The organism is Mesorhizobium sp. U510 (assembly GCF_059180695.1).
In genome coordinates this window covers 709,330-727,637 of sequence record NZ_CP180532.1, presented here as the reverse complement: position 1 = coordinate 727,637, position 18,308 = coordinate 709,330, and the positions used below count along the sequence as shown (strand labels likewise).

The 18,308-nt window shown below is 64.7% G+C and carries 17 protein-coding genes; 14 read left to right on the top strand and 3 right to left on the bottom strand.

The annotated features are described in order from the left end of the window. The first annotated feature begins 102 nt into the window (after nucleotides 1–102). Genes ACLGL5_RS05480 through lpdA form a run of 5 tightly spaced genes read left to right on the top strand, consistent with a single transcriptional unit; the run spans nucleotide 103 to nucleotide 7,137 of the window. A complete protein-coding gene (locus tag ACLGL5_RS05480; protein ID WP_069090510.1) occupies nucleotides 103–3,090 on the top strand; it encodes a 2-oxoglutarate dehydrogenase E1 component in 2,988 nt (995 codons plus the stop codon). 42 nt (nucleotides 3,091–3,132) lie between these two features. Next, nucleotides 3,133–4,410, top strand: a complete 1,278-nt coding sequence (gene odhB / locus ACLGL5_RS05475; protein WP_069090509.1) for a 2-oxoglutarate dehydrogenase complex dihydrolipoyllysine-residue succinyltransferase — start codon at nucleotides 3,133–3,135, stop codon at nucleotides 4,408–4,410. Between the two features lie 38 nt (nucleotides 4,411–4,448). After that, a complete protein-coding gene (locus tag ACLGL5_RS05470) occupies nucleotides 4,449–4,955 on the top strand; it encodes a hypothetical protein (protein ID WP_245307001.1) in 507 nt (168 codons plus the stop codon). Then, nucleotides 4,952–5,707, top strand: a complete 756-nt coding sequence (locus ACLGL5_RS05465; RefSeq protein WP_069090507.1) for an SDR family oxidoreductase — start codon at nucleotides 4,952–4,954, stop codon at nucleotides 5,705–5,707. Before ACLGL5_RS05470 ends, ACLGL5_RS05465 begins: the two co-directional genes overlap by 4 nt. Before the next feature lie 23 nt (nucleotides 5,708–5,730). Next, entirely contained in the window at nucleotides 5,731–7,137 is a 1,407-nt protein-coding gene (gene lpdA, locus ACLGL5_RS05460; protein WP_069090506.1) for a dihydrolipoyl dehydrogenase, read from the top strand. Between the two features lie 489 nt (nucleotides 7,138–7,626). Here the strand turns inward: lpdA and ACLGL5_RS05455 are convergent, their stop codons facing one another. Together ACLGL5_RS05455 and ACLGL5_RS05450 are read right to left on the bottom strand one after the other, a co-directional pair. Then, nucleotides 7,627–8,694: a TraB/GumN family protein gene (locus tag ACLGL5_RS05455; RefSeq protein ID WP_069090505.1), complete on the bottom strand. Its 1,068-nt coding sequence runs from the start codon at nucleotides 8,692–8,694 to the stop codon at nucleotides 7,627–7,629. Nucleotides 8,695–8,755: 61 nt separating this feature from the next. Beyond that, nucleotides 8,756–9,694 carry a tyrosine recombinase XerC gene (locus ACLGL5_RS05450; RefSeq protein ID WP_064981746.1) on the bottom strand — a complete coding sequence of 313 codons (939 nt, stop codon included), beginning with the start codon at nucleotides 9,692–9,694 and terminating at the stop codon, nucleotides 8,756–8,758. A 96-nt stretch (nucleotides 9,695–9,790) separates the two neighbouring features. On the opposite strand from ACLGL5_RS05450, the gene rimM reads away from it, so the two are divergent. Both rimM and trmD read left to right on the top strand, forming a co-directional pair. Beyond that, complete coding sequence (gene rimM / locus ACLGL5_RS05445; RefSeq protein WP_069090504.1) at nucleotides 9,791–10,390, top strand: ribosome maturation factor RimM; 600 nt, start codon at nucleotides 9,791–9,793, stop codon at nucleotides 10,388–10,390. Continuing rightward, complete coding sequence (gene trmD, locus ACLGL5_RS05440; RefSeq protein ID WP_069090503.1) at nucleotides 10,387–11,085, top strand: tRNA (guanosine(37)-N1)-methyltransferase TrmD; 699 nt, start codon at nucleotides 10,387–10,389, stop codon at nucleotides 11,083–11,085. The genes rimM and trmD overlap by 4 nt, the downstream gene beginning before the upstream one ends. On the opposite strand, the gene ACLGL5_RS05435 is transcribed toward trmD, so the two are convergent. After that, nucleotides 11,067–11,819: a sulfite exporter TauE/SafE family protein gene (locus tag ACLGL5_RS05435; protein WP_064981476.1), complete on the bottom strand. Its 753-nt coding sequence runs from the start codon at nucleotides 11,817–11,819 to the stop codon at nucleotides 11,067–11,069. The genes trmD and ACLGL5_RS05435 overlap by 19 nt on opposite strands. 326 nt (nucleotides 11,820–12,145) lie before the next feature. On the opposite strand from ACLGL5_RS05435, the gene rplS reads away from it, so the two are divergent. From rplS to leuC, 7 genes are all read left to right on the top strand, one after another. Further along, complete coding sequence (gene rplS / locus ACLGL5_RS05430; protein WP_019862024.1) at nucleotides 12,146–12,691, top strand: 50S ribosomal protein L19; 546 nt, start codon at nucleotides 12,146–12,148, stop codon at nucleotides 12,689–12,691. 156 nt (nucleotides 12,692–12,847) lie between these two features. After that, a complete protein-coding gene (locus ACLGL5_RS05425) occupies nucleotides 12,848–13,261 on the top strand; it encodes an organic hydroperoxide resistance protein (protein ID WP_019862023.1) in 414 nt (137 codons plus the stop codon). Beyond that, nucleotides 13,258–13,794 carry a MarR family winged helix-turn-helix transcriptional regulator gene (locus tag ACLGL5_RS05420; RefSeq protein WP_069090502.1) on the top strand — a complete coding sequence of 179 codons (537 nt, stop codon included), beginning with the start codon at nucleotides 13,258–13,260 and terminating at the stop codon, nucleotides 13,792–13,794. The genes ACLGL5_RS05425 and ACLGL5_RS05420 overlap by 4 nt, the downstream gene beginning before the upstream one ends. Before the next feature lie 157 nt (nucleotides 13,795–13,951). Continuing rightward, nucleotides 13,952–14,749: a basic amino acid ABC transporter substrate-binding protein gene (locus tag ACLGL5_RS05415; protein WP_019862020.1), complete on the top strand. Its 798-nt coding sequence runs from the start codon at nucleotides 13,952–13,954 to the stop codon at nucleotides 14,747–14,749. A gap of 273 nt (nucleotides 14,750–15,022) precedes the next feature. Continuing rightward, the gene (locus tag ACLGL5_RS05410; protein ID WP_069090501.1) at nucleotides 15,023–15,832 is read left to right on the top strand and encodes an amino acid ABC transporter permease; all 810 of its coding nucleotides are present in this window, start codon (nucleotides 15,023–15,025) and stop codon (nucleotides 15,830–15,832) included. Nucleotides 15,833–15,882: 50 nt separating this feature from the next. Beyond that, the gene (locus tag ACLGL5_RS05405) at nucleotides 15,883–16,518 is read left to right on the top strand and encodes a class I SAM-dependent DNA methyltransferase (protein WP_019862018.1); all 636 of its coding nucleotides are present in this window, start codon (nucleotides 15,883–15,885) and stop codon (nucleotides 16,516–16,518) included. A 275-nt stretch (nucleotides 16,519–16,793) separates the two neighbouring features. After that, entirely contained in the window at nucleotides 16,794–18,203 is a 1,410-nt protein-coding gene (gene leuC / locus ACLGL5_RS05400) for a 3-isopropylmalate dehydratase large subunit (protein ID WP_019862016.1), read from the top strand. Nucleotides 18,204–18,308: the final 105 nt, after the last annotated feature.

The window sequence follows — 18,308 nt, the reverse complement described above, 5'->3', positions numbered from 1 at the left end:
CGGTTCGTTGGCTTTGAGGGGACAAGAAGGGCGGGTGAATCGCCCACTATCGCGGCGCTGCCGCAAACGTAAGGAGACGGAGCCAGGCTCCGCTGAAACGACATGGCAAGACAAGATCAGGCCAACGACCAATTCTCGCTCACCTCGTTCCTCTACGGCGGCAACGCCGATTACATCGACGCGCTCTATGCCGCCTATGAAGACGATCCCGCCTCGGTCAATCCCGAATGGCAGGAGTTCTTCGCCGGGCTGAAGGACGATGCCGGCGATGTGCGCAGGAACGCCAAGGGCGCCTCTTGGGCCAAGCCGTCCTGGCCGCTGCAGGCCAATGGCGAATTGGTGTCGGCGCTCGACGGCAATTGGGGCATCGTCGAGAAGCATCTGGAAAAGAAGGTCAAGGACAAGGCGGTCACCAACGGCATCGTGCTCTCAGACGCCGACGTGCACCAGGCGACGCGCGATTCGGTGCGCGCCATCATGATGATCCGCGCCTACCGCATGCGCGGCCATCTGCACGCCAATCTCGACCCGCTCGGCATCGCCAAGCCGCTCGAGGATTACAACGAATTGTCGCCGGAGAATTACGGCTTCACCGCAGCCGATTACGACCGGCCGATCTTCCTCGACAATGTGCTGGGGCTCGAATTCGGCACCATCCGGCAGATGCTGGAGATCCTGACCCGCACCTACTGCTCGACGCTGGGCGTCGAGTTCATGCATATCTCGGACCCTGAGGAGAAGGCCTGGATCCAGGCGCGCATCGAAGGCGCCGACAAGGAAATCTCCTTCACCACGACCGGCAAGAAGGCGATCCTGCAAAAGCTGGTCGAGGCCGAAGGATTCGAACAGTTCATCGACGTCAAGTACAAGGGCACCAAGCGCTTCGGCCTCGACGGCGGCGAGGCGCTGATCCCGGCGCTGGAGCAGATCGTCAAGCGCGGCGGCCAGCTCGGCATGAAGGAGATCGTGCTCGGCATGGCGCATCGCGGCCGCCTGAATGTGCTCAGCCAGGTGATGGCCAAGCCGCACCGGGCTATCTTCCACGAATTCAAGGGCGGCTCGGCAGCCCCCGACGAGGTCGAGGGCTCGGGCGACGTGAAGTACCATCTCGGCGCCTCGTCGGACCGCGAGTTCGACGGCAACAAGGTGCATTTGTCGCTGACCGCCAATCCCTCGCATTTGGAAATCGTCGATCCCGTGGTGATGGGCAAGGCGCGCGCCAAGCAGGACTATCTGTTCGGCCGCGGCCGCGAGGAGATCGTGCCGCTGGAAGAGCGCGCCAAGGTGCTGCCGCTGCTCCTGCATGGCGATGCCGCTTTCGCCGGCCAGGGCGTGATCGCCGAAATCCTCGGCCTGTCGGGCCTGCGCGGCCACCGCGTCGCCGGCACGCTGCACTTCATTATCAACAACCAGATTGGCTTCACCACCAATCCGCGCTTCTCGCGCTCGTCGCCCTATCCGTCCGACGTCGCCAAGATGATCGAGGCGCCAATCTTCCACGTCAATGGCGACGATCCGGAAGCCGTGGTGCACGCCACCAAGGTGGCGATCGAATTCCGCATGAAGTTCCACAAGCCGGTGGTCGTGGACATGTTCTGCTACCGCCGCTTCGGCCACAATGAGGGCGACGAACCGGCCTTCACTCAGCCGATCATGTACCGCAACATCCGCACCCACAAGACGACGGTGCAGATCTATGGCGACCGGCTGATCGCCGAGGGCCACATCACCCAGGCCGAGCTTGACCAGATGAAGGCCGACTGGCGCGCGCATCTGGAATCCGAGTGGGAAGTCGGCCAGCATTACAAGCCCAACAAGGCCGACTGGCTGGATGGCGCCTGGTCTGGCCTGCGCACGGCCGACAATCAGGACGAACAAAGGCGCGGCAAGACCGCGGTGCCGGTCAAGACGCTGAAGGAAATCGGCAAGAAGCTGACCGAGGTGCCGAAGGGTTTCGAGGCGCACAAGACCATCATCCGCTTCCTCGAAAACCGCCGCGAGGCGATCGAATCCGGCGAAGGCATCGACTGGTCGACGGCGGAGGCGCTGGCTTTCGGCGCCATCCTGCTCGACGGCAATCCGATCCGCCTGTCGGGGCAGGATTCCGAGCGCGGCACCTTCTCGCAGCGCCATTCCGTGCTCTACGACCAGCGCGACGAGACCCGCTACATCCCGCTCAACAATCTGTCGGCGGCGCAGGCCGGCTACGAAGTCATCAACTCGATGCTGTCGGAAGAGGCGGTGCTGGGCTTCGAATATGGCTACAGCCTGGCCGAGCCGAAGGCGCTGACCTTGTGGGAAGCGCAGTTCGGCGACTTCGCCAACGGCGCCCAGGTGGTGTTCGACCAGTTCATCTCTAGCGGTGAGCGCAAGTGGCTCAGAATGTCGGGCCTCGTCTGCCTGTTGCCGCACGGCTATGAAGGCCAGGGTCCGGAGCATTCCTCGGCCAGGCTGGAGCGCTTCCTGCAGCTTTGCGCCGAAGACAATATGCAAGTCGCCAACTGCACCACGCCGGCCAACTACTTCCACATCCTGCGCCGGCAGCTGAAGCGCGACTTCCGCAAGCCGCTGATCCTGATGACGCCGAAGTCGCTGCTGCGCCACAAGCGGGCGGTGTCGACGCTGCCGGAAATCTCGGGCGAAAGCTCGTTCCACCGGCTGTTGTGGGACGACGCGCAGTTGTTGCCCAACCAGGCGATCAAGCTCACCAAGGACAGCAAGATCCGCCGCGTCGTGCTGTGCTCGGGCAAGGTCTACTACGACCTCTACGAGGAGCGCGAGAAGCGCGGCATCAACGACATCTACCTGCTGCGCGTCGAACAGCTCTATCCGTTCCCGGCCAAGGCGCTGATCACCGAACTGTCGCGTTTCCGCAACGCCGAGATGGTGTGGTGCCAGGAGGAGCCCAAGAACATGGGCGCCTGGTCGTTCATCGACCCGTATCTGGAATGGGTGCTGGCGCATATCGACGCCAAGCATCAGCGGGTGCGCTACACCGGCCGGCCGGCGGCCGCGTCGCCGGCGACGGGATTGATGTCCAAGCACCTTGCCCAGCTCGCCGCCTTGCTCGAAGACGCGCTCGGCGAATAAAGCAGGCGAATAGAACAGAACCGACAAGAACGGACAGGCACAATGGCTACCGAAATCCGCGTTCCCACTCTCGGCGAATCCGTCACCGAGGCGACCATCGGCAAATGGTTCAAGAAGGTCGGCGATGCCATTGCCGTCGACGAGCCGCTGGTCGAGCTTGAAACCGACAAGGTGACGGTGGAAGTTCCGGCGGCCGCCGCCGGCACGCTGGGCGAAATCGTCGCCAAGGAAGGCGAGACGGTGGGTGTCGGCGCTTTGTTGGGTTCGATCTCGGCAGGCGGCGCCGCCGCGCCGGCGACCAAGCCGCAGGCGGTTTCGCAGGCCTCGTCGCCGGATGCGGCGTCGACCAGCAAGCAGGCCGCGGCCGAGACCGCCAAGATCGCCGGCGATGGCGGCGCGGTCGAGCCGCGCAGCATGCCGCCGGCGCCGGCAGCCGCAAAACTGATCGCCGAGAACAATCTGTCGGTCGACCAGCTGTCCGGTTCGGGCAAGCGCGGTCAGGTGCTGAAGGGCGACGTGCTCGACGCCATCGCCAAGGGCGCGCCGTCGCAGCCGGCCGAGACGCCCAGGGCGGCGCCGGCATCGATTGCCGTGCGTGCGCCATCTTCCGGTGACGATGCCTCGCGCGAAGAGCGCGTGCGCATGACCAAATTGCGCCAGACCATCGCGCGCCGGCTCAAGGAAGCGCAGTCGACCGCGGCGATGCTGACCACCTTCAACGAGGTCGACATGTCGGCGGTGATGGCGCTGCGGACCAAGTACAAGGACGTGTTCGAGAAGAAGCACGGCGTGAAGCTGGGCTTCATGGGCTTCTTCACCAAGGCCGTCACGCACGCGCTGAAGGAAATCCCGGCGGTCAATGCCGAGATCGACGGCACCGACATCATCTACAAGAACTTTGCCCATGTCGGCGTCGCCGTCGGCACCGAGAAGGGCCTCGTAGTGCCGGTCGTGCGCGACGCCGACCAGATGTCGATCGCCGAGATCGAGAAGGAAATCGGCCGGCTCGGCATCGCCGCGCGCGATGGCAAGCTGTCGGTCGCCGACATGCAGGGCGGCACGTTCACCATCTCCAATGGCGGCGTCTATGGTTCGCTGATGTCGACGCCGATCCTCAACGCGCCGCAGTCGGGCATTCTGGGCATGCACAAGATCCAGGACCGGCCTGTCGTGGTCGGCGGCCAGATCGTAATCCGGCCGATGATGTATCTGGCGCTGAGCTACGATCACCGCATCGTCGACGGCAAGGAAGCGGTCACCTTCCTGGTGCGCGTCAAGGAAAGCCTGGAGGATCCGGAACGGCTGGTGCTCGATCTCTGAGGCGGTCGGATGGCAGCTCGCGGCAGAGGCGGCCAATGATGGCCCGTTTGCTTGGGTCTGCCAAACTGGCTGTGCTTATGGCCGGCATGGCGCTGGCTCCCGCAACCGCCCATGCCGCCTGCCCGATCGAACTCGCCGTCTATGGCGATGCGCAAAGCGGCAGCGAGATCGATTTTACCCCGACCGGCACCTCCGCCACCGTCACCAACACGTTCCGCATGATCCTCGACAACAATGTGGTGCTGAACGGCATCGTCATGTGGACCGAGGGCGTGGCACGGCCGAACGGCGCGCTGATGTTCAAATGCCCGGAGGGCGACACCACCGGCGCCGAGCTCGCCGCCTGTACCCCCTGGCACGGCGTCATCTACACGTCTGACGACAAGGGCAGCATCGGGCTCTTGCCGGCAGAAGGCGGCGAGGCGCCGAAGACGCTGATCCTGCCGGATCTCGGTCCGATGCTGCGTCAGTCGTCGGCCTATGGCGGCAACGGCTTCTCGAAAGTGCCGTCGGACGTTTTTACGTTGAAGGGATGCCAGGAATGAGCGAAGCGCAGAAGGTCCTGCTGGTCACCGGCGGCAGCCGTGGCATCGGCGCCGCCATCTGCCGGCTTGGCGCGAAGGCCGGCTATCGCGTCGCGGTCAACTATGCCTCCAACAAGGCTGCCGCCGACGCGCTGGTCAGCGACATCAAGGCTGCCGGCGGTGATGCTTTCGCGGTCAAGGGCGATGTCGGCAGCGAGGCCGATATCCTCTCGATCTTCGAGGCCGTCGACCGCACCCATGGCCGGCTCGACGCCTTCGTCAACAATGCCGGCATCGTCGACGCCAAGGCGCGCGTCGACGAAATGAGCGCGGCACGGCTCGAGCGCATGATGCGCATCAATGTCGTCGGTTCGATCCTGTGCGCCCGTGAGGCGGTCAAGCGCATGTCGACGCGCCATGGCGGCAAGGGCGGGGCGATCGTCAACATCTCATCGGCGGCGGCGGTGCTGGGCGCGCCGGACAATTATGTCGACTATGCCGCCTCCAAGGGCGCCATCGACACGTTCACCATCGGGCTCGCCCGCGAGGTGGCGCTGGAAGGCATCCGCGTCAACGCGGTGCGGCCGGGCATCATCGACACCGACATCCATGCTTCCGGCGGACAGCCGGACCGGGTGGCGCTGATCCAGGACACGCTGCCGATGAAAAGAGCCGGCACCGCCGATGAAGTCGCGGGTGCGGTTCTCTATCTTCTATCCGACGCCGCGTCCTATACGACAGGCGCGATCCTGAACGTTAGTGGCGGCCGCTGAGCGCCAAGCAAAGGGAAACAAACATGGCTTATGACGTCGTTATCATCGGATCGGGACCCGGCGGCTATGTCTGCGCCATCAAGGCGGCGCAGCTCGGTCTGAAGGTGGCGGTGGTCGAGAAGAACGCCACCTTCGGCGGCACCTGCCTCAACATCGGCTGCATCCCGTCCAAGGCGCTGCTTCATGCCTCCGAAATGTTCGCCGAGGCCGGCCATTCCTTCGACACGCTGGGTGTCGAGATACCACCGCCGAAGCTCAACCTGAAGAAGATGATGGCGCACAAGGATGCGACGGTGTCGTCCAACGTCAACGGCGTCGCCTTCCTGTTCAAGAAGAACAAGATCGACAGTTTCCGCGGCACCGGCAAGGTGGTCGCGGCAGGCAAGGTGTCGGTGACGGGCGAGGACGGCAAGGTCGAGGAGGTCGAGACCAAGAACATCGTCATCGCCACCGGTTCCGATGTCGCCGGCATTCCCGGCGTCAAGGTCGATTTCGACGAGAAAATCATCGTGTCGTCGACCGGCGCGCTGTCGCTGGACAAGGTTCCGGGCCACCTCGTGGTGGTCGGCGGCGGCGTCATCGGCCTCGAGCTCGGCTCGGTGTGGGCGCGGCTCGGCGCCAAGGTCACCGTCGTCGAATTCCTCGACACGATCCTCGGCGGCATGGACGGCGAGATTTCCAAGCAGTTCCAGCGACTGCTGTCCAAGCAAGGCTTCGAATTCAAGCTCGGCGCCAAGGTCACCGGCGTCGCCAAGGCCAAGAAAGGCGCAACCGTCACCTTCGAGCCGGCGAAGGGCGGCGCCGCCGAGACCGTCGCGGCCGATGTCGTGCTGATCGCCACCGGGCGCCGCGCCTATGCCGACAGTCTTGGGCTGAAAGAGGCGGGGGTCGAGGTCGACGAGCGCGGCCGCGTCAAGACCGACGGGCACCTGCGGACCAACGTGCCGGGCATCTATGCCATCGGCGACGTCATCGCCGGGCCGATGCTGGCGCACAAGGCCGAGGACGAGGGTGTCGCGGTGGCCGAAACCATCGCCGGCCAGGCCGGCCATGTGAACTACGAGGTCATTCCGAGCGTCGTCTACACCAGCCCGGAAATCGCCTCGGTCGGCAAGACCGAGGAAGAGCTGAAGAAGGCCGGCATCGACTACAAGGTCGGCAAATTCCCGTTCAGCGCCAATGGCCGCGCACGCGCCATGCTGCACACGGACGGCTTCGTGAAGATCCTCGCCGACAAGGCCAGCGACCGCGTGCTCGGCGTGCACATTGTCGGCTTCGGCGCCGGCGAGATGATCCACGAAGCGGCGGTGCTGATGGAGTTCGGCGGCTCGTCGGAGGATCTCGCCCGCACTTGCCACGCGCATCCGACAATGTCGGAAGCGGTGAAGGAGGCGGCGCTGGCCACCTTCTTCAAGCCGATCCATATCTAAGGGCGCCCAACCCTTCGACCGCGCGAAACAAACAAAACGGCCCGCCTTTCGACGGGCCGTTCGTATCTTGATGTCTAGCCGATCAGTTGGCCGGTGCCGGAGCGGGTGCTGGCGCAGGCGCGGGTGCCGGAGCGGGCGCAGGAGCCGGTGCTGGCGCCGGAGCTGGCGCGGGAGCCGGTGCTGGGGCAGGAGCTGGCGCAGGAGCCGGTGTGCTGGCCGCTGGCGCTTCGGCGGGTGCCGGATGCTCGCCGCTTCTGCCGAAAACGTAATACGCGACAATCGCCAGGATAACGACGACCAGAGCAATCAGCCAGGGGCTGCCGCCGCCACCGCCGCTTGGCCTGTCGTTGGATGGATTCGCCATAAAAGTGTCCTCCGTGGATGAAAATGATCAATCAACAGCCATCAACGTGCAACCGTTGAATGGGTTTCACGCTAGGGACGGAAAGCGCCGAAAACGCGGCGTTTGGCCTCCCACTGCCATCCGACTCAATTGACGGCGGTAACAGTATAGCCGGCTTTGCGGAAATCCTCGACCAGTCCCTCGGGACCGGGCAGGTGGAGCGCGCCGACCGCCATGAAGGCATTGCCCCTGGCCAGGATCGGTCCGGCATGATCGACCATCACCTTGTTGCGGCTGGTGATCATGGTTTCCTCGAAGGCGGCATAGCCCGAGGGGTCGTTCTGCTCGTCCGGCATGGCGGCGCGGAACAATGGCCAGAACATGCCGGTGTCGCCTCGCTGGTAGAGCACGATCATGGTCTCGTTGATGTCATTGACCTTGTCGCCGAGCTTCAGCGTGTCGACCAGGCCCTTCATGTGGAAGGCAAGCGGCAGCGAGGCCATGGCGCGTAGCTGGCTCTCGGCCGTTTCCAGACCTTCCACCGGCTTGCCGGCCGCCTTGGCGCTCTCGGCCAGCTTGACGTCGAGCACCGGTGCTCCGCCGGACTGGCGGGCGAGTTCGCAGGCCGGCAGCGCCATCATCGCCGACAGCATCCACGGCTTCATCTTGGCGACGGTTGCCGGCGGGATGCCGCGCGCGTCGAGTGCTGCGTTCATCGCCGCCGCTTCGTCCGGCTTCAGCAAGGATGACAGCGTCGTGGAGTCGGTGAACATCATCAGGTCCGGCTCCTTCAGCATCGCCGTCATCATCTTCTGCTTGTCGAGCACATCGGTGGTTTCGATGATGAGGGTGCCGGCGGCGTCAAAGGCCTTCTGTGCTTCCGGCGGCAACGTTGTGACGCGCGGGTCGGTCATGTGCATGGTGCCGAACAGATAGGATGGCTGTTCTCCCGATCTCTCAAGCTTCCACAGCAGGCCCTTGCCATTCAGCGTGGCGGCGGCTTCCGCCTCGATCTTGCTGTAGGTGGCAGGGCTGCTCTTCTGCAGGGCCGACAGCATGTCGGCACCGCTGCAGGTCGGGACGTCCGCATGCGCCCTGCCGGCCGCGAACAGCAGCACGGCAAGGAAGGACAGGAAAAACAGCACGTTGAGTGCGACAAGCAGCTTCAGCGAGATGGAAGCTGCACGGTCGGCGATGGCAATGACGCGTTTCATGGCCCCTTTCTAAGGGGGAAAAGCGGCAAAACGGTTAATTGGCAGGTCGAAATTGAAGGGTTCACGCCCTTGGATGGGCCGATTCGTAGATTTCAAGCAGCCTTGCGGTGTCGACGCCGGTGTAGATCTGCGTCGTCGACAGGCTCGCATGGCCAAGCAGCTCCTGGATGGTGCGCAGATCGCCGCCGCGGCCAAGCAGATGGGTGGCGAAGGAGTGGCGCAGCGCGTGCGGCGTCGCGGTGTCGGGCAGGTTGAGCGCCGAGCGCAGTTTGGCCATGTCGCGCTGGATGATGGCCGGATTGAGCGGGCCGCCGCGCGCGCCGCGAAACAACAGGCCTTTCGGATCGAGATGATAGGGGCAGAGCCGGCGGTATTCGGCGATTGCCCTGAGCGCCACCGGCAGCACCGGTACCAGCCGCGTCTTGCCGCCCTTGCCGGTGACGCGCAGCACTGTGTCGGCCTCGGACGCCAGATCGGCGCCGGCGAGGCCGAGCGCTTCGGAAATGCGCAGCCCCGAGCCGTAGAGCAGCGTCAGCACGGCGGCGTTGCGGGCGGCGATCCAGGGCTCTTCGGCCAGCTGGCCTTCGACCGACACGACCTGTTTGGCGTCGCTCGCCGTCAGCGGTTTTGGCAGCGATTTGGGCTGGCGCGGCGCGCGCAGCGCGGCGGCGCCGGCGGCGTTGACCAGGCCACGGCGTTCGAGGAAACGCAGCAGCGAGCGGATGCCGGCCAGGCCTCGGCCCAGCGTGCGGGCGCCGGCGCCGGCGTTGCGGCGGGCGGCGAGAAAGCCGCGCAGGTCGGCCGGGCGCAGATTGGCGATGTCCGAGATGCCGGGCGAGCCACCACAATGGCCGGTCAGGAAGTGCAGGAACTGGCGCGTGTCGCGCTCATAGGCTTCCACTGTCTCGGGCGACAGCCGACGTTCACGCGCGAGCATCTTCAGCCAGCTTTCACGCGCCGCCTGGAGATCGGGTTTCGCCGGGATGAGGAATTCCTGCATGGCGGCATCTTCCTGCATCCGGGTTAGGAAGCGGTGAAGAGCCCGTCATTGAAATGACAGCCGCGTGGGGTTAGAGCAGGCCAAAGGATATTCGCGATGAGCAAGCCGCAAAACCCTGTCCAGATGGCCGTGATCGGCGCCGCCCATGGCATCAAGGGCGAACTCAGGGTGAAGACCTTCACCGGCGATCCGATGGCGCTGGCCGATTATGGGCCGCTCTATGCCAGGGACGGCCGCGCCTTCCAGATCACAGACATAAGGCCGGCCAACACCGTCGTCGTGGTGCGTTTCAAGGGCATCAGCGACCGCAATGCCGCCGAAGCGCTCGCCGGTACGGAGCTTTTCGTCGACCGCTCTGTGCTGCCGGACGATGGCGAGGAGGATGAATTCTACCATGCCGACCTGGTTGGACTGGAGGTTCGCGACGAAACCGGCGCTGCGCTTGGCAAGGTGGTTGCCGTGCATAATTTCGGCGGCGGCGACATTCTCGACGTGACGCTCGCCGGCCGCAAGGGCGTGCTGATCCCATTCACCCAGGCCGCCGTGCCTGATGTGTCGATCGCCGAGGGCTTTGTCCGCGTCGACCCGGTGGCGGCCGGGCTGGTCGAGGACGAGGATGACGATGCGCCGCGCGAGGAAGACTTCGACCCGAAGGGCAGGCCGCGCGGACCGCGCGACGCCGGGGGCAACCGGTGACATTCAAGGCCTCGGTGCTGACGCTCTACCCCGAGATGTTCCCGGGCGCGCTTGGCCTGTCGCTGGCGGGCCGCGCGCTCGAGGCCGGCACCTGGTCGCTGGAGGCGATCCAGATCCGCGACTTCGCCACCGACAAGCACCGCACCGTCGACGACACGCCGGCCGGGGGTGGCGCCGGCATGGTGATGCGCGCCGATGTCTTGGCCAAGGCGATCGACCATGCCTCGCCGCCGGGCGATGCGCGTCCGCGCCTTTTGATGAGCCCACGCGGCAAACCGCTGACCCAGGCGCGGGCGCGCGAGCTTGCCGCCGGGCCGGGCGCCGTCATCCTGTGCGGCCGCTTCGAGGGCGTCGACCAGCGGCTGATCGACGCGCGCGGCCTGGAAGAGGTGTCGATCGGCGATTTCATCCTCTCCGGCGGCGAGCCGGCGGCGCTCGTGCTGCTCGACGCGGTGGTGCGGCTGCTGCCCGGCGTGATGGGCAATGCGGTGTCGGGCGAGGAAGAGAGTTTTGAAAACGGCCTGCTCGAACATCCGCACTACACAAGGCCGCAGGAGTTCGAGGGGCGCGCGATTCCCGAGGTGCTGATCTCCGGCAATCACAAGAAGATCGCTGCATGGCGGCGGGCGGAGTCCGAGCGGCTGACCAGCGAGAGGCGGCCGGACCTTCTCGGCGCTCACCCCTTGGTAAAATAATAAAACGCCAGAAACAGGCCGACGGCGACGACGAAGCCGCGCACCACGTTCTGCGGCACGCGCTTGGCGATCCACACGCCGGCATAACCGCCGAGCGCGCCGCCCGGGATCATGACGATCGCCTGCGGCCAGGCAACGACGCCACCCGAGACGAAGACGATGATCGCCACCGCGGCAACGACCACGGCCAGCATGTTCTTCAGCGCGTTCAGCCGGTGGTAGTCGCCGGCCTGCGTCAGGCCGAGCGTCGCCAGCATCATCACGCCCATGCCGGCGCCGAAGAAGCCGCCATAGATGGCGGTGACGAACTGCGCCAGCGAACCGGCGAGCGAGCCGACCGCCGCCTCATGGCCGGGTTTTGGTGTTGGCTTCAGCCACGGCCCGGCGGCAAACAGGGCGGTTGCGCCCAAGAGCAACCACGGCACCATGACGCGGAAGGAAGGGTTGGACAGTGCCAGAAGGATGAAGGCGCCGGCCAGCGCACCGGCCGCCGAGATCAGGCAAAGCACCAGGGCACCGCGCCAGAAGTGCCTGATATCGGTCCAGTAGGCGAGCGTCGAGGTGATGTAGCCCGGGAACTGCGTGACCGAGGAGGTGGCGTTGGCGACGATCGGCGGCACGCCGACCAGTGTCATGGCGCCGAAGGTGATGAAGGTGCCGCCGCCGGCGACCGCATTGGCGGTGCCGGACAGGAAGCCCGCCAGGAACAGCAGGATGGCGTCGAAGACAGACATGGAATGCCGCCGCGGAAAACTCTGTTATGTCAGGCTTAGAAAGGCCTGAGGGCCGGCGCAACCCGGCACGAAGCGATTACGATGGTGCCATGCCGGCAAAAAAGACTCGTGCGCGGGCGTGACAAAGCGCCGAAATAGCTGTATGTCGCCGCCGAACCGGAAGAAGAATCTGCCGGACCCGTCAACAATGACGGTGTAGTCGCCCCTGTCCGATGTCTTGCAGACGAATGTCTCGGAGGCAAAGGACATAGCCGAGCGGTCAATGGAACTGCAAGGCGAGTGTCGGACGCTCTGACTGTCGGAAGAACAAGAAGTGGATTATTGAGATGGATCTCATCCGTCAGCTCGAGGCCGAGCAGGCCGCCAAGATCGAAGCCAAGCGCAAGCTCCCCGAATTCCAGCCCGGCGACACCGTGCGCGTCCAGGTCCGCGTGACCGAAGGCACCCGCACCCGCGTCCAGGCCTACGAAGGCGTCGTCATCGCCCGCGCCGGTTCCGGCTTCCAGGAAAATTTCACCGTCCGCAAGATCTCCTATGGCGAAGGCGTCGAGCGCGTTTTCCCGGTGTTCTCGCCGATGGTCGAGGGCGTCGAGATCGTTCGCCGCGGCAAGGTGCGTCGCGCCAAGCTCTATTACCTGCGCGACCGTCGCGGCAAGTCGGCCCGTATCTCGGAAAACACCGGCGTGCGCGCCCGCAAGCTCAACGATGAGGAGCGCGACGCGCTGAACGCCGAAAAGGCCCGCATCGAGGCCGAGAAGGTCGCCGCCGCCCAGGCGCTGGCCGCCGAGACGGCCGCCAAGGAAGCCGCCGAGAAGAAGGCCGCTGCCGAGGCTGAGGCAGCCAAGGCCGCCGAGGCGACCCCGGCCGAATAAGGCTTTCGGAAATCCCATTCAAAAAAAGGCGGCTTCGGCCGCCTTTTTCGTTTCACCAGACTGTGAACGCTTCCGCCCCCGAAACAGGATCAGGCTGTTGACCGCATATTATCTTGTGTACTAAATAATCGTGCACAAGATAATTGGAGATTTGATATGGCACTCTACACCACACAGGCTCACGTCACCGGCGGCCGCGCCGGCCATGGCGAGACCAGCGACGGCCTGCTCAAGGTCGATCTGGCGATGCCCAAGGAACTCGGCGGGCCGGGTGGCGCGACCAATCCCGAGCAGCTTTTCGCAGTCGGCTACGCCGCCTGCTTCGAAAGCGCCATCCGCTTCATCGCGCGCAAACAGAAGCTGCCGCTCACGGATGCCGGGGTAACCTCCACCGTCAGCCTGCTTCCCAATGGCGAGGGCTTCAAGCTCGGTGTCGCGCTCGCGGCGCAGACGAAAGGCCTTGATCAGGCGGCCGCGGAAGCGCTTGTATCGGAAGCGCACAATATCTGCCCCTATTCGAACGCCATCCGGGGCAATGTCGAGGTGGCGCTTTCGGTAAAGGCGGCATGACGGGAAAGACCATAAATAGCCCCAGAGACGTCCCGGCGGCGGCCGCCGGGACAGTGGGGGTTCCGCGACTCGATCAGCAACTCTGCTTCGCGCTCTATTCGGCGAGCGGGCTGATGACCAAGCTCTATCGACCGTTGCTCGATCCGCTCGGCCTGACTTATCCGCAATATCTGGTCATGCTGGCGCTATGGGAGCACGCGCCGAGCACTGTGGGCGCGCTTGGCGAGGCGCTGGGCCTCGATTCCGCGACGCTGACGCCGCTGCTCAAGCGGATGGAGGCGGGCGGGCTCGTCACCCGCCGGCGCGATGCCGCCGATGAGCGCCGCGTGCTGGTCGAGCCGACGGCCAAGGGCCAGGCTCTGAGTGCGCGAGCGCAGGATGTGTCCGCGGCGCTTGCCTGCAGCGTGCCGCTCCAACCTGGTGAAGCGAAAGCGCTGCATGCGACGCTCACCCATCTCGTTGCCGACTTGCGCAACGCCGTAGCGGAAGACGGCTCGGCGGATGCGGAGGCGCTGGTTTCCGGTTCGAGATAGCCAGATTATCCCGAAATCCCTGAATTGAGGGCATCCGAATCCCTTTTCGCGCGCGCTGAAGCAGCGGTCCGTCTTGCATGACGCAAGCGGAAAGCTAAAGTCGGCCCGGATTTCCTGTAAGCCCATCCGGGCGCCTTCAATTTTCCGGGAGTGTGTCATGACCAAATCGAAACTGCTGCTGTCCGGCCTGCTGGCCCTCGTGCTGGCGCCTGTTGCCGCCTTCGCGCAGGCGCTGCCCGATCTCGGCGGCAGACAAGTGGTGGTGGTGACCGAAAACGCCTATCCGCCGCTGCAGTTCATCGATCCCAAGACGGGCAAGCAGATCGGCTGGGAATATGACGCGATGAACGAAATCGCCAAGCGGCTCAATTTCAAGGTCGAGTACCAGAACACCTCCTGGGACGCGATGATCCAGGCGGTTTCCGACAAGCAGTACAACATCGGCATGACCGGCATCACCATCAAGGATGACCGCAAGGAGAAGGTCGACTTCTCCGATCCCTATATGCGCTCGGAGCAGTTCATGCTGGTGCGCGGCGATGAAAGCCGCTTCACCGACGCCAAGACCTTCGGCGCTTTCAAGGACGGGCTGATCGGTGCGCAACCCGGCACCACGCCCTTCTACACCGCCGTCTACAGTGTGCTCGACGGCAATGAGCAGAACCCGCGCATCAAACTGTTCGAGACTTTTGGCGCCACGGTGCAGGCGCTGAAATCGGGCGACGTCGATGTCGTGCTGACCGACGGCACCGCCGGCAAGGGCTATGTCGATGCTTCCGAAGGCAAGCTCAAGCTGATCGGCGGCCCGCTCGGCACCGAGGACTTTGGCTTCATCTTCCCGAAGGGATCGGACCTGGTGAAGCCGGTCAACGCCGCGATCGCGGCGTTGAAGGCGGACGGCACGCTCGATGCGCTGAACAAGAAGTGGTTTCTCGACTACAAGATGGGGCAGTAGTCGTTGGCGCGCGTGCTTGCTGACGATGGTGCGCCGCAAATCGCGCTGACCCTGCGCCATGGCACCCCTCTCTGTCCTGCCGGACATCTCCCCCTCAAAGGGGGGAGATCAGCAGCTTCAGCGCCGGCAGCAGTTTTACGACGTCGGGGATTGGCGAAAGTCGAGACAATATCCAAATCCAATCTCCCCCCTGAGGGGGAGATGCCCGGCAGGGCAGAGGGGGGTGGCTTGCCGCGATCCTCCGACAATCCTTGCGCTGCCACGCTCGCCTGAATGGTACCGTCCTCTTCCGCCAAGTCCGAATTCCCCTGGTGGCTTGCCGCCGCCGCCGTGCTTGCACTGGCGGCGGCCCTGTTCATCGCAGCCAGCGATCTCTATGCCCAGGTCTTCGCCACGGTCGCCAAGGGTATCGCTATCACCGTCTTTGTGACCGTCATCGCCTTCGCCATGGCGTCGATCATCGGTCTCGGGGTTGCCCTGATGGGCTTGTCGGGCTCGTCCTGGCTTCGCCAGATCGCGCGCTTCTATGTCGAGATCATCCGCGGCGTGCCGATCCTGGTGCTGTTGTTCTGGATCGCCTTTGCCGGCGCGCCGGCCTTCGTCGCGGCCTGGAACGCGTTGACCGCGCCGCTGCAAAGTGCCGGCTATCTCGGTGAGCTCCTGGTGCGCGACGTGTCGCTGTTGTGGCGCGCCATCATGGCGCTGACCATCGGCTACTCCGCCTTCATCTCGGAGGTCTTCCGCGCCGGCATCCAGGCAGTCGAGAAGGGCCAGATCGAGGCGGCCAAGGCGCTTGGGCTGAGCCGTGCGCAACGCTTCCGGCTGATCGTCTTTCCGCAGGCGATCCGCACCATCTTGCCGCCGCTCGGCAATGATTTCGTCGCTTTGGTCAAGGATTCCTCGCTGGTATCGGTGCTCGGCGTCGCCGACATCACCCAGATGGGCAAGATCTATGCCGCCGGCTCGTTCCGCTTCTTCGAGACCTATTCGATCGTGGCCTATATCTATCTCATCCTCACCGTTGGCCTGTCGCTGGCGCTCAGGGCGCTGGAGCGGCGCCTGCACCGCCAGCACGAGGAATAGTCTTTGGGCCGAGACAGGGTTACGATCCTGTCGACATCGAGGGAGGTCTCATGATTGCCGACAAGGCCAATGCGGCGCTGGATTCCGTCTATGGCGCCGACACGCCTGAAACGCTGGCGCAGGCCTATGCCGCCTGGGCCGCGACCTATGACAGCGAGACCGCCTCGCTCGGCTATCTCCTGCCGTTCCTCATCACCGCCTGGGTGGCACGCCATGTTCCGGCTGGCGAAGGGCCGCTGCTCGACGCCGGCTGCGGCACCGGCCTGTCGGGGCCGTCGCTGAAGGCGCTGGGCTATGGCGACATTGCCGGGCTGGATCTCTCGGACGACATGCTCAAGATCGCCGGCAGCCGCAACGCCTATGGCGAGCTGAAACAGGCGATGCTGGGCGGACCGCTGCCCTGGCCGGACGGGCATTTCCGCGCCTTCTTCTCCACCGGCGTGTTCACCATCAGCCACGCGCCGGCATCGGGCCTGCACGAATTGGTGCGCATCACCAAGAAGGGCGGCCACGCCATCTTCACCGTGCGCGACCAGGTGTTCGAGAGCGGCGGTTTTCAGGCGGTGTTCGATGAACTCACGCAGGCGAAGAAATGGCGGCTGGTCGAGCAAAGCCCATGGTTCCGTTGCTATGCCATCGCCGAGCCCGATGCGCTGGTGAAGACGTTTGTCTTCGAGGTGATGTGAGTGGTGCCACCTCCCCCAGAGGGGGTAGGGAAAGTCGCACCGCCACGCCGCAATTGCCGAAGAGCCAAAACATTGGTATGAGCCACGCCATGGAAGAGCTTTTTGGCGATCCGGCCTACAAGGGGTTCGTGCTGCAGGACAGAAAACGCCTGCCGTCGCGCTTCTCCGCGCGCGTCTGCGGCGCCCTGACCAGCCGACTTAGCTAGACTGCTTTCGCCGGGCCAAGGCTTGCGGCGTTACACTCTTCCCATTCTCATATCGACGGATTTACGCACATGAGCGCACCGCGCACCCTCTACGACAAGATTTTCGACGACCACGTCGTCGACCGCCAGGACGACGGCACCTGCCTGCTCTATATCGACCGGCACCTCGTCCATGAAGTGACCAGCCCGCAGGCCTTCGAAGGCCTGCGCCTGAGCGGCAGAAAAGTCCGGCATCCGGAAAAGACGCTGGCCGTGGTCGATCACAATGTCTCGACCTCGCCCGAGCGCAAGTTCGGCATCAAGAACGAGGAAAGCCGCATCCAGGTCGAGGCGCTGGCCAAGAACGCCAAGGACTTTGGCGTCGAATATTATTCCGAGAACGATATCCGCCAGGGCATCGTCCACATCATCGGCCCGGAGCAGGGCTTTACCTTGCCCGGCATGACCATCGTCTGCGGCGACAGCCATACCTCGACGCATGGCGCGTTCGGCGCTCTGGCGCACGGCATCGGCACGTCGGAAGTCGAGCATGTGCTGGCGACGCAGACGCTGATCCAGCGCAAGGCCAAGAACATGCTGGTGCGCGTCGACGGCCAGCTGCCGGAAGGCGTTACCGCCAAGGACATCATCCTCGCCATCATCGGCGAGATCGGCACCGCCGGCGGCACCGGCTATGTCATCGAATATGCCGGCGAGGCGATCCGCTCGCTGTCGATGGAAGGCCGCATGACGATCTGCAACATGTCGATCGAGGGCGGCGCGCGCGCCGGCCTGATCGCTGCCGACGAGACGACCTTCGCCTATGTCAAGGACAAGCCGCGTGCGCCGAAGGGCGCGGCCTGGGACGCCGCGCTCGCCTACTGGAAGACGCTGCAGTCCGACGAAGGCGCGCATTTCGACAAGGTGATCGTGCTCGACGCGGCCAAGCTGCCGCCGATCGTCTCCTGGGGCTCCTCGCCCGAGGATGTCGTTTCCGTGCAAGGCATCGTGCCGAACCCGGACGATATCGCCGACGAGAACAAGCGCACCTCCAAGCAGCGGGCGCTCGACTATATGGGCCTCACGCCGGGCACCAAGATCACCGACATCGCGCTCGACCGCGTCTTCATCGGTTCCTGCACCAATGGCCGCATCGAGGATCTGCGCGCCGCCGCCAAGGTGATCGAGGGCAAGACCGTGAATCCGCGCGTCAACGCCATGATCGTGCCGGGCTCCGGCCTGGTCAAGGAACAGGCGGAAGCCGAGGGTCTGGACAAGATCTTCCGCGCCGCCGGTTTCGACTGGCGCGAGCCGGGTTGCTCGATGTGCCTTGCCATGAACGACGACCGGCTGAAGCCGCATGAACGCTGCGCCTCGACCTCGAACCGCAATTTCGAGGGAAGGCAAGGCTTCAAGGGCCGCACCCATCTGGTGTCGCCGGCCATGGCGGCGGCGGCGGCGATCGCCGGCCACTTCGTCGACATCCGCGACTGGAAATAACCTCCGGTCCACACATTCCGATGATTGCCGGACCCCGGAACCGCAATGCGGTTCCGGGGTCTTTTTTCATTCGCGCGGTCCGCATATTCGTCCGGGCTTAACCGC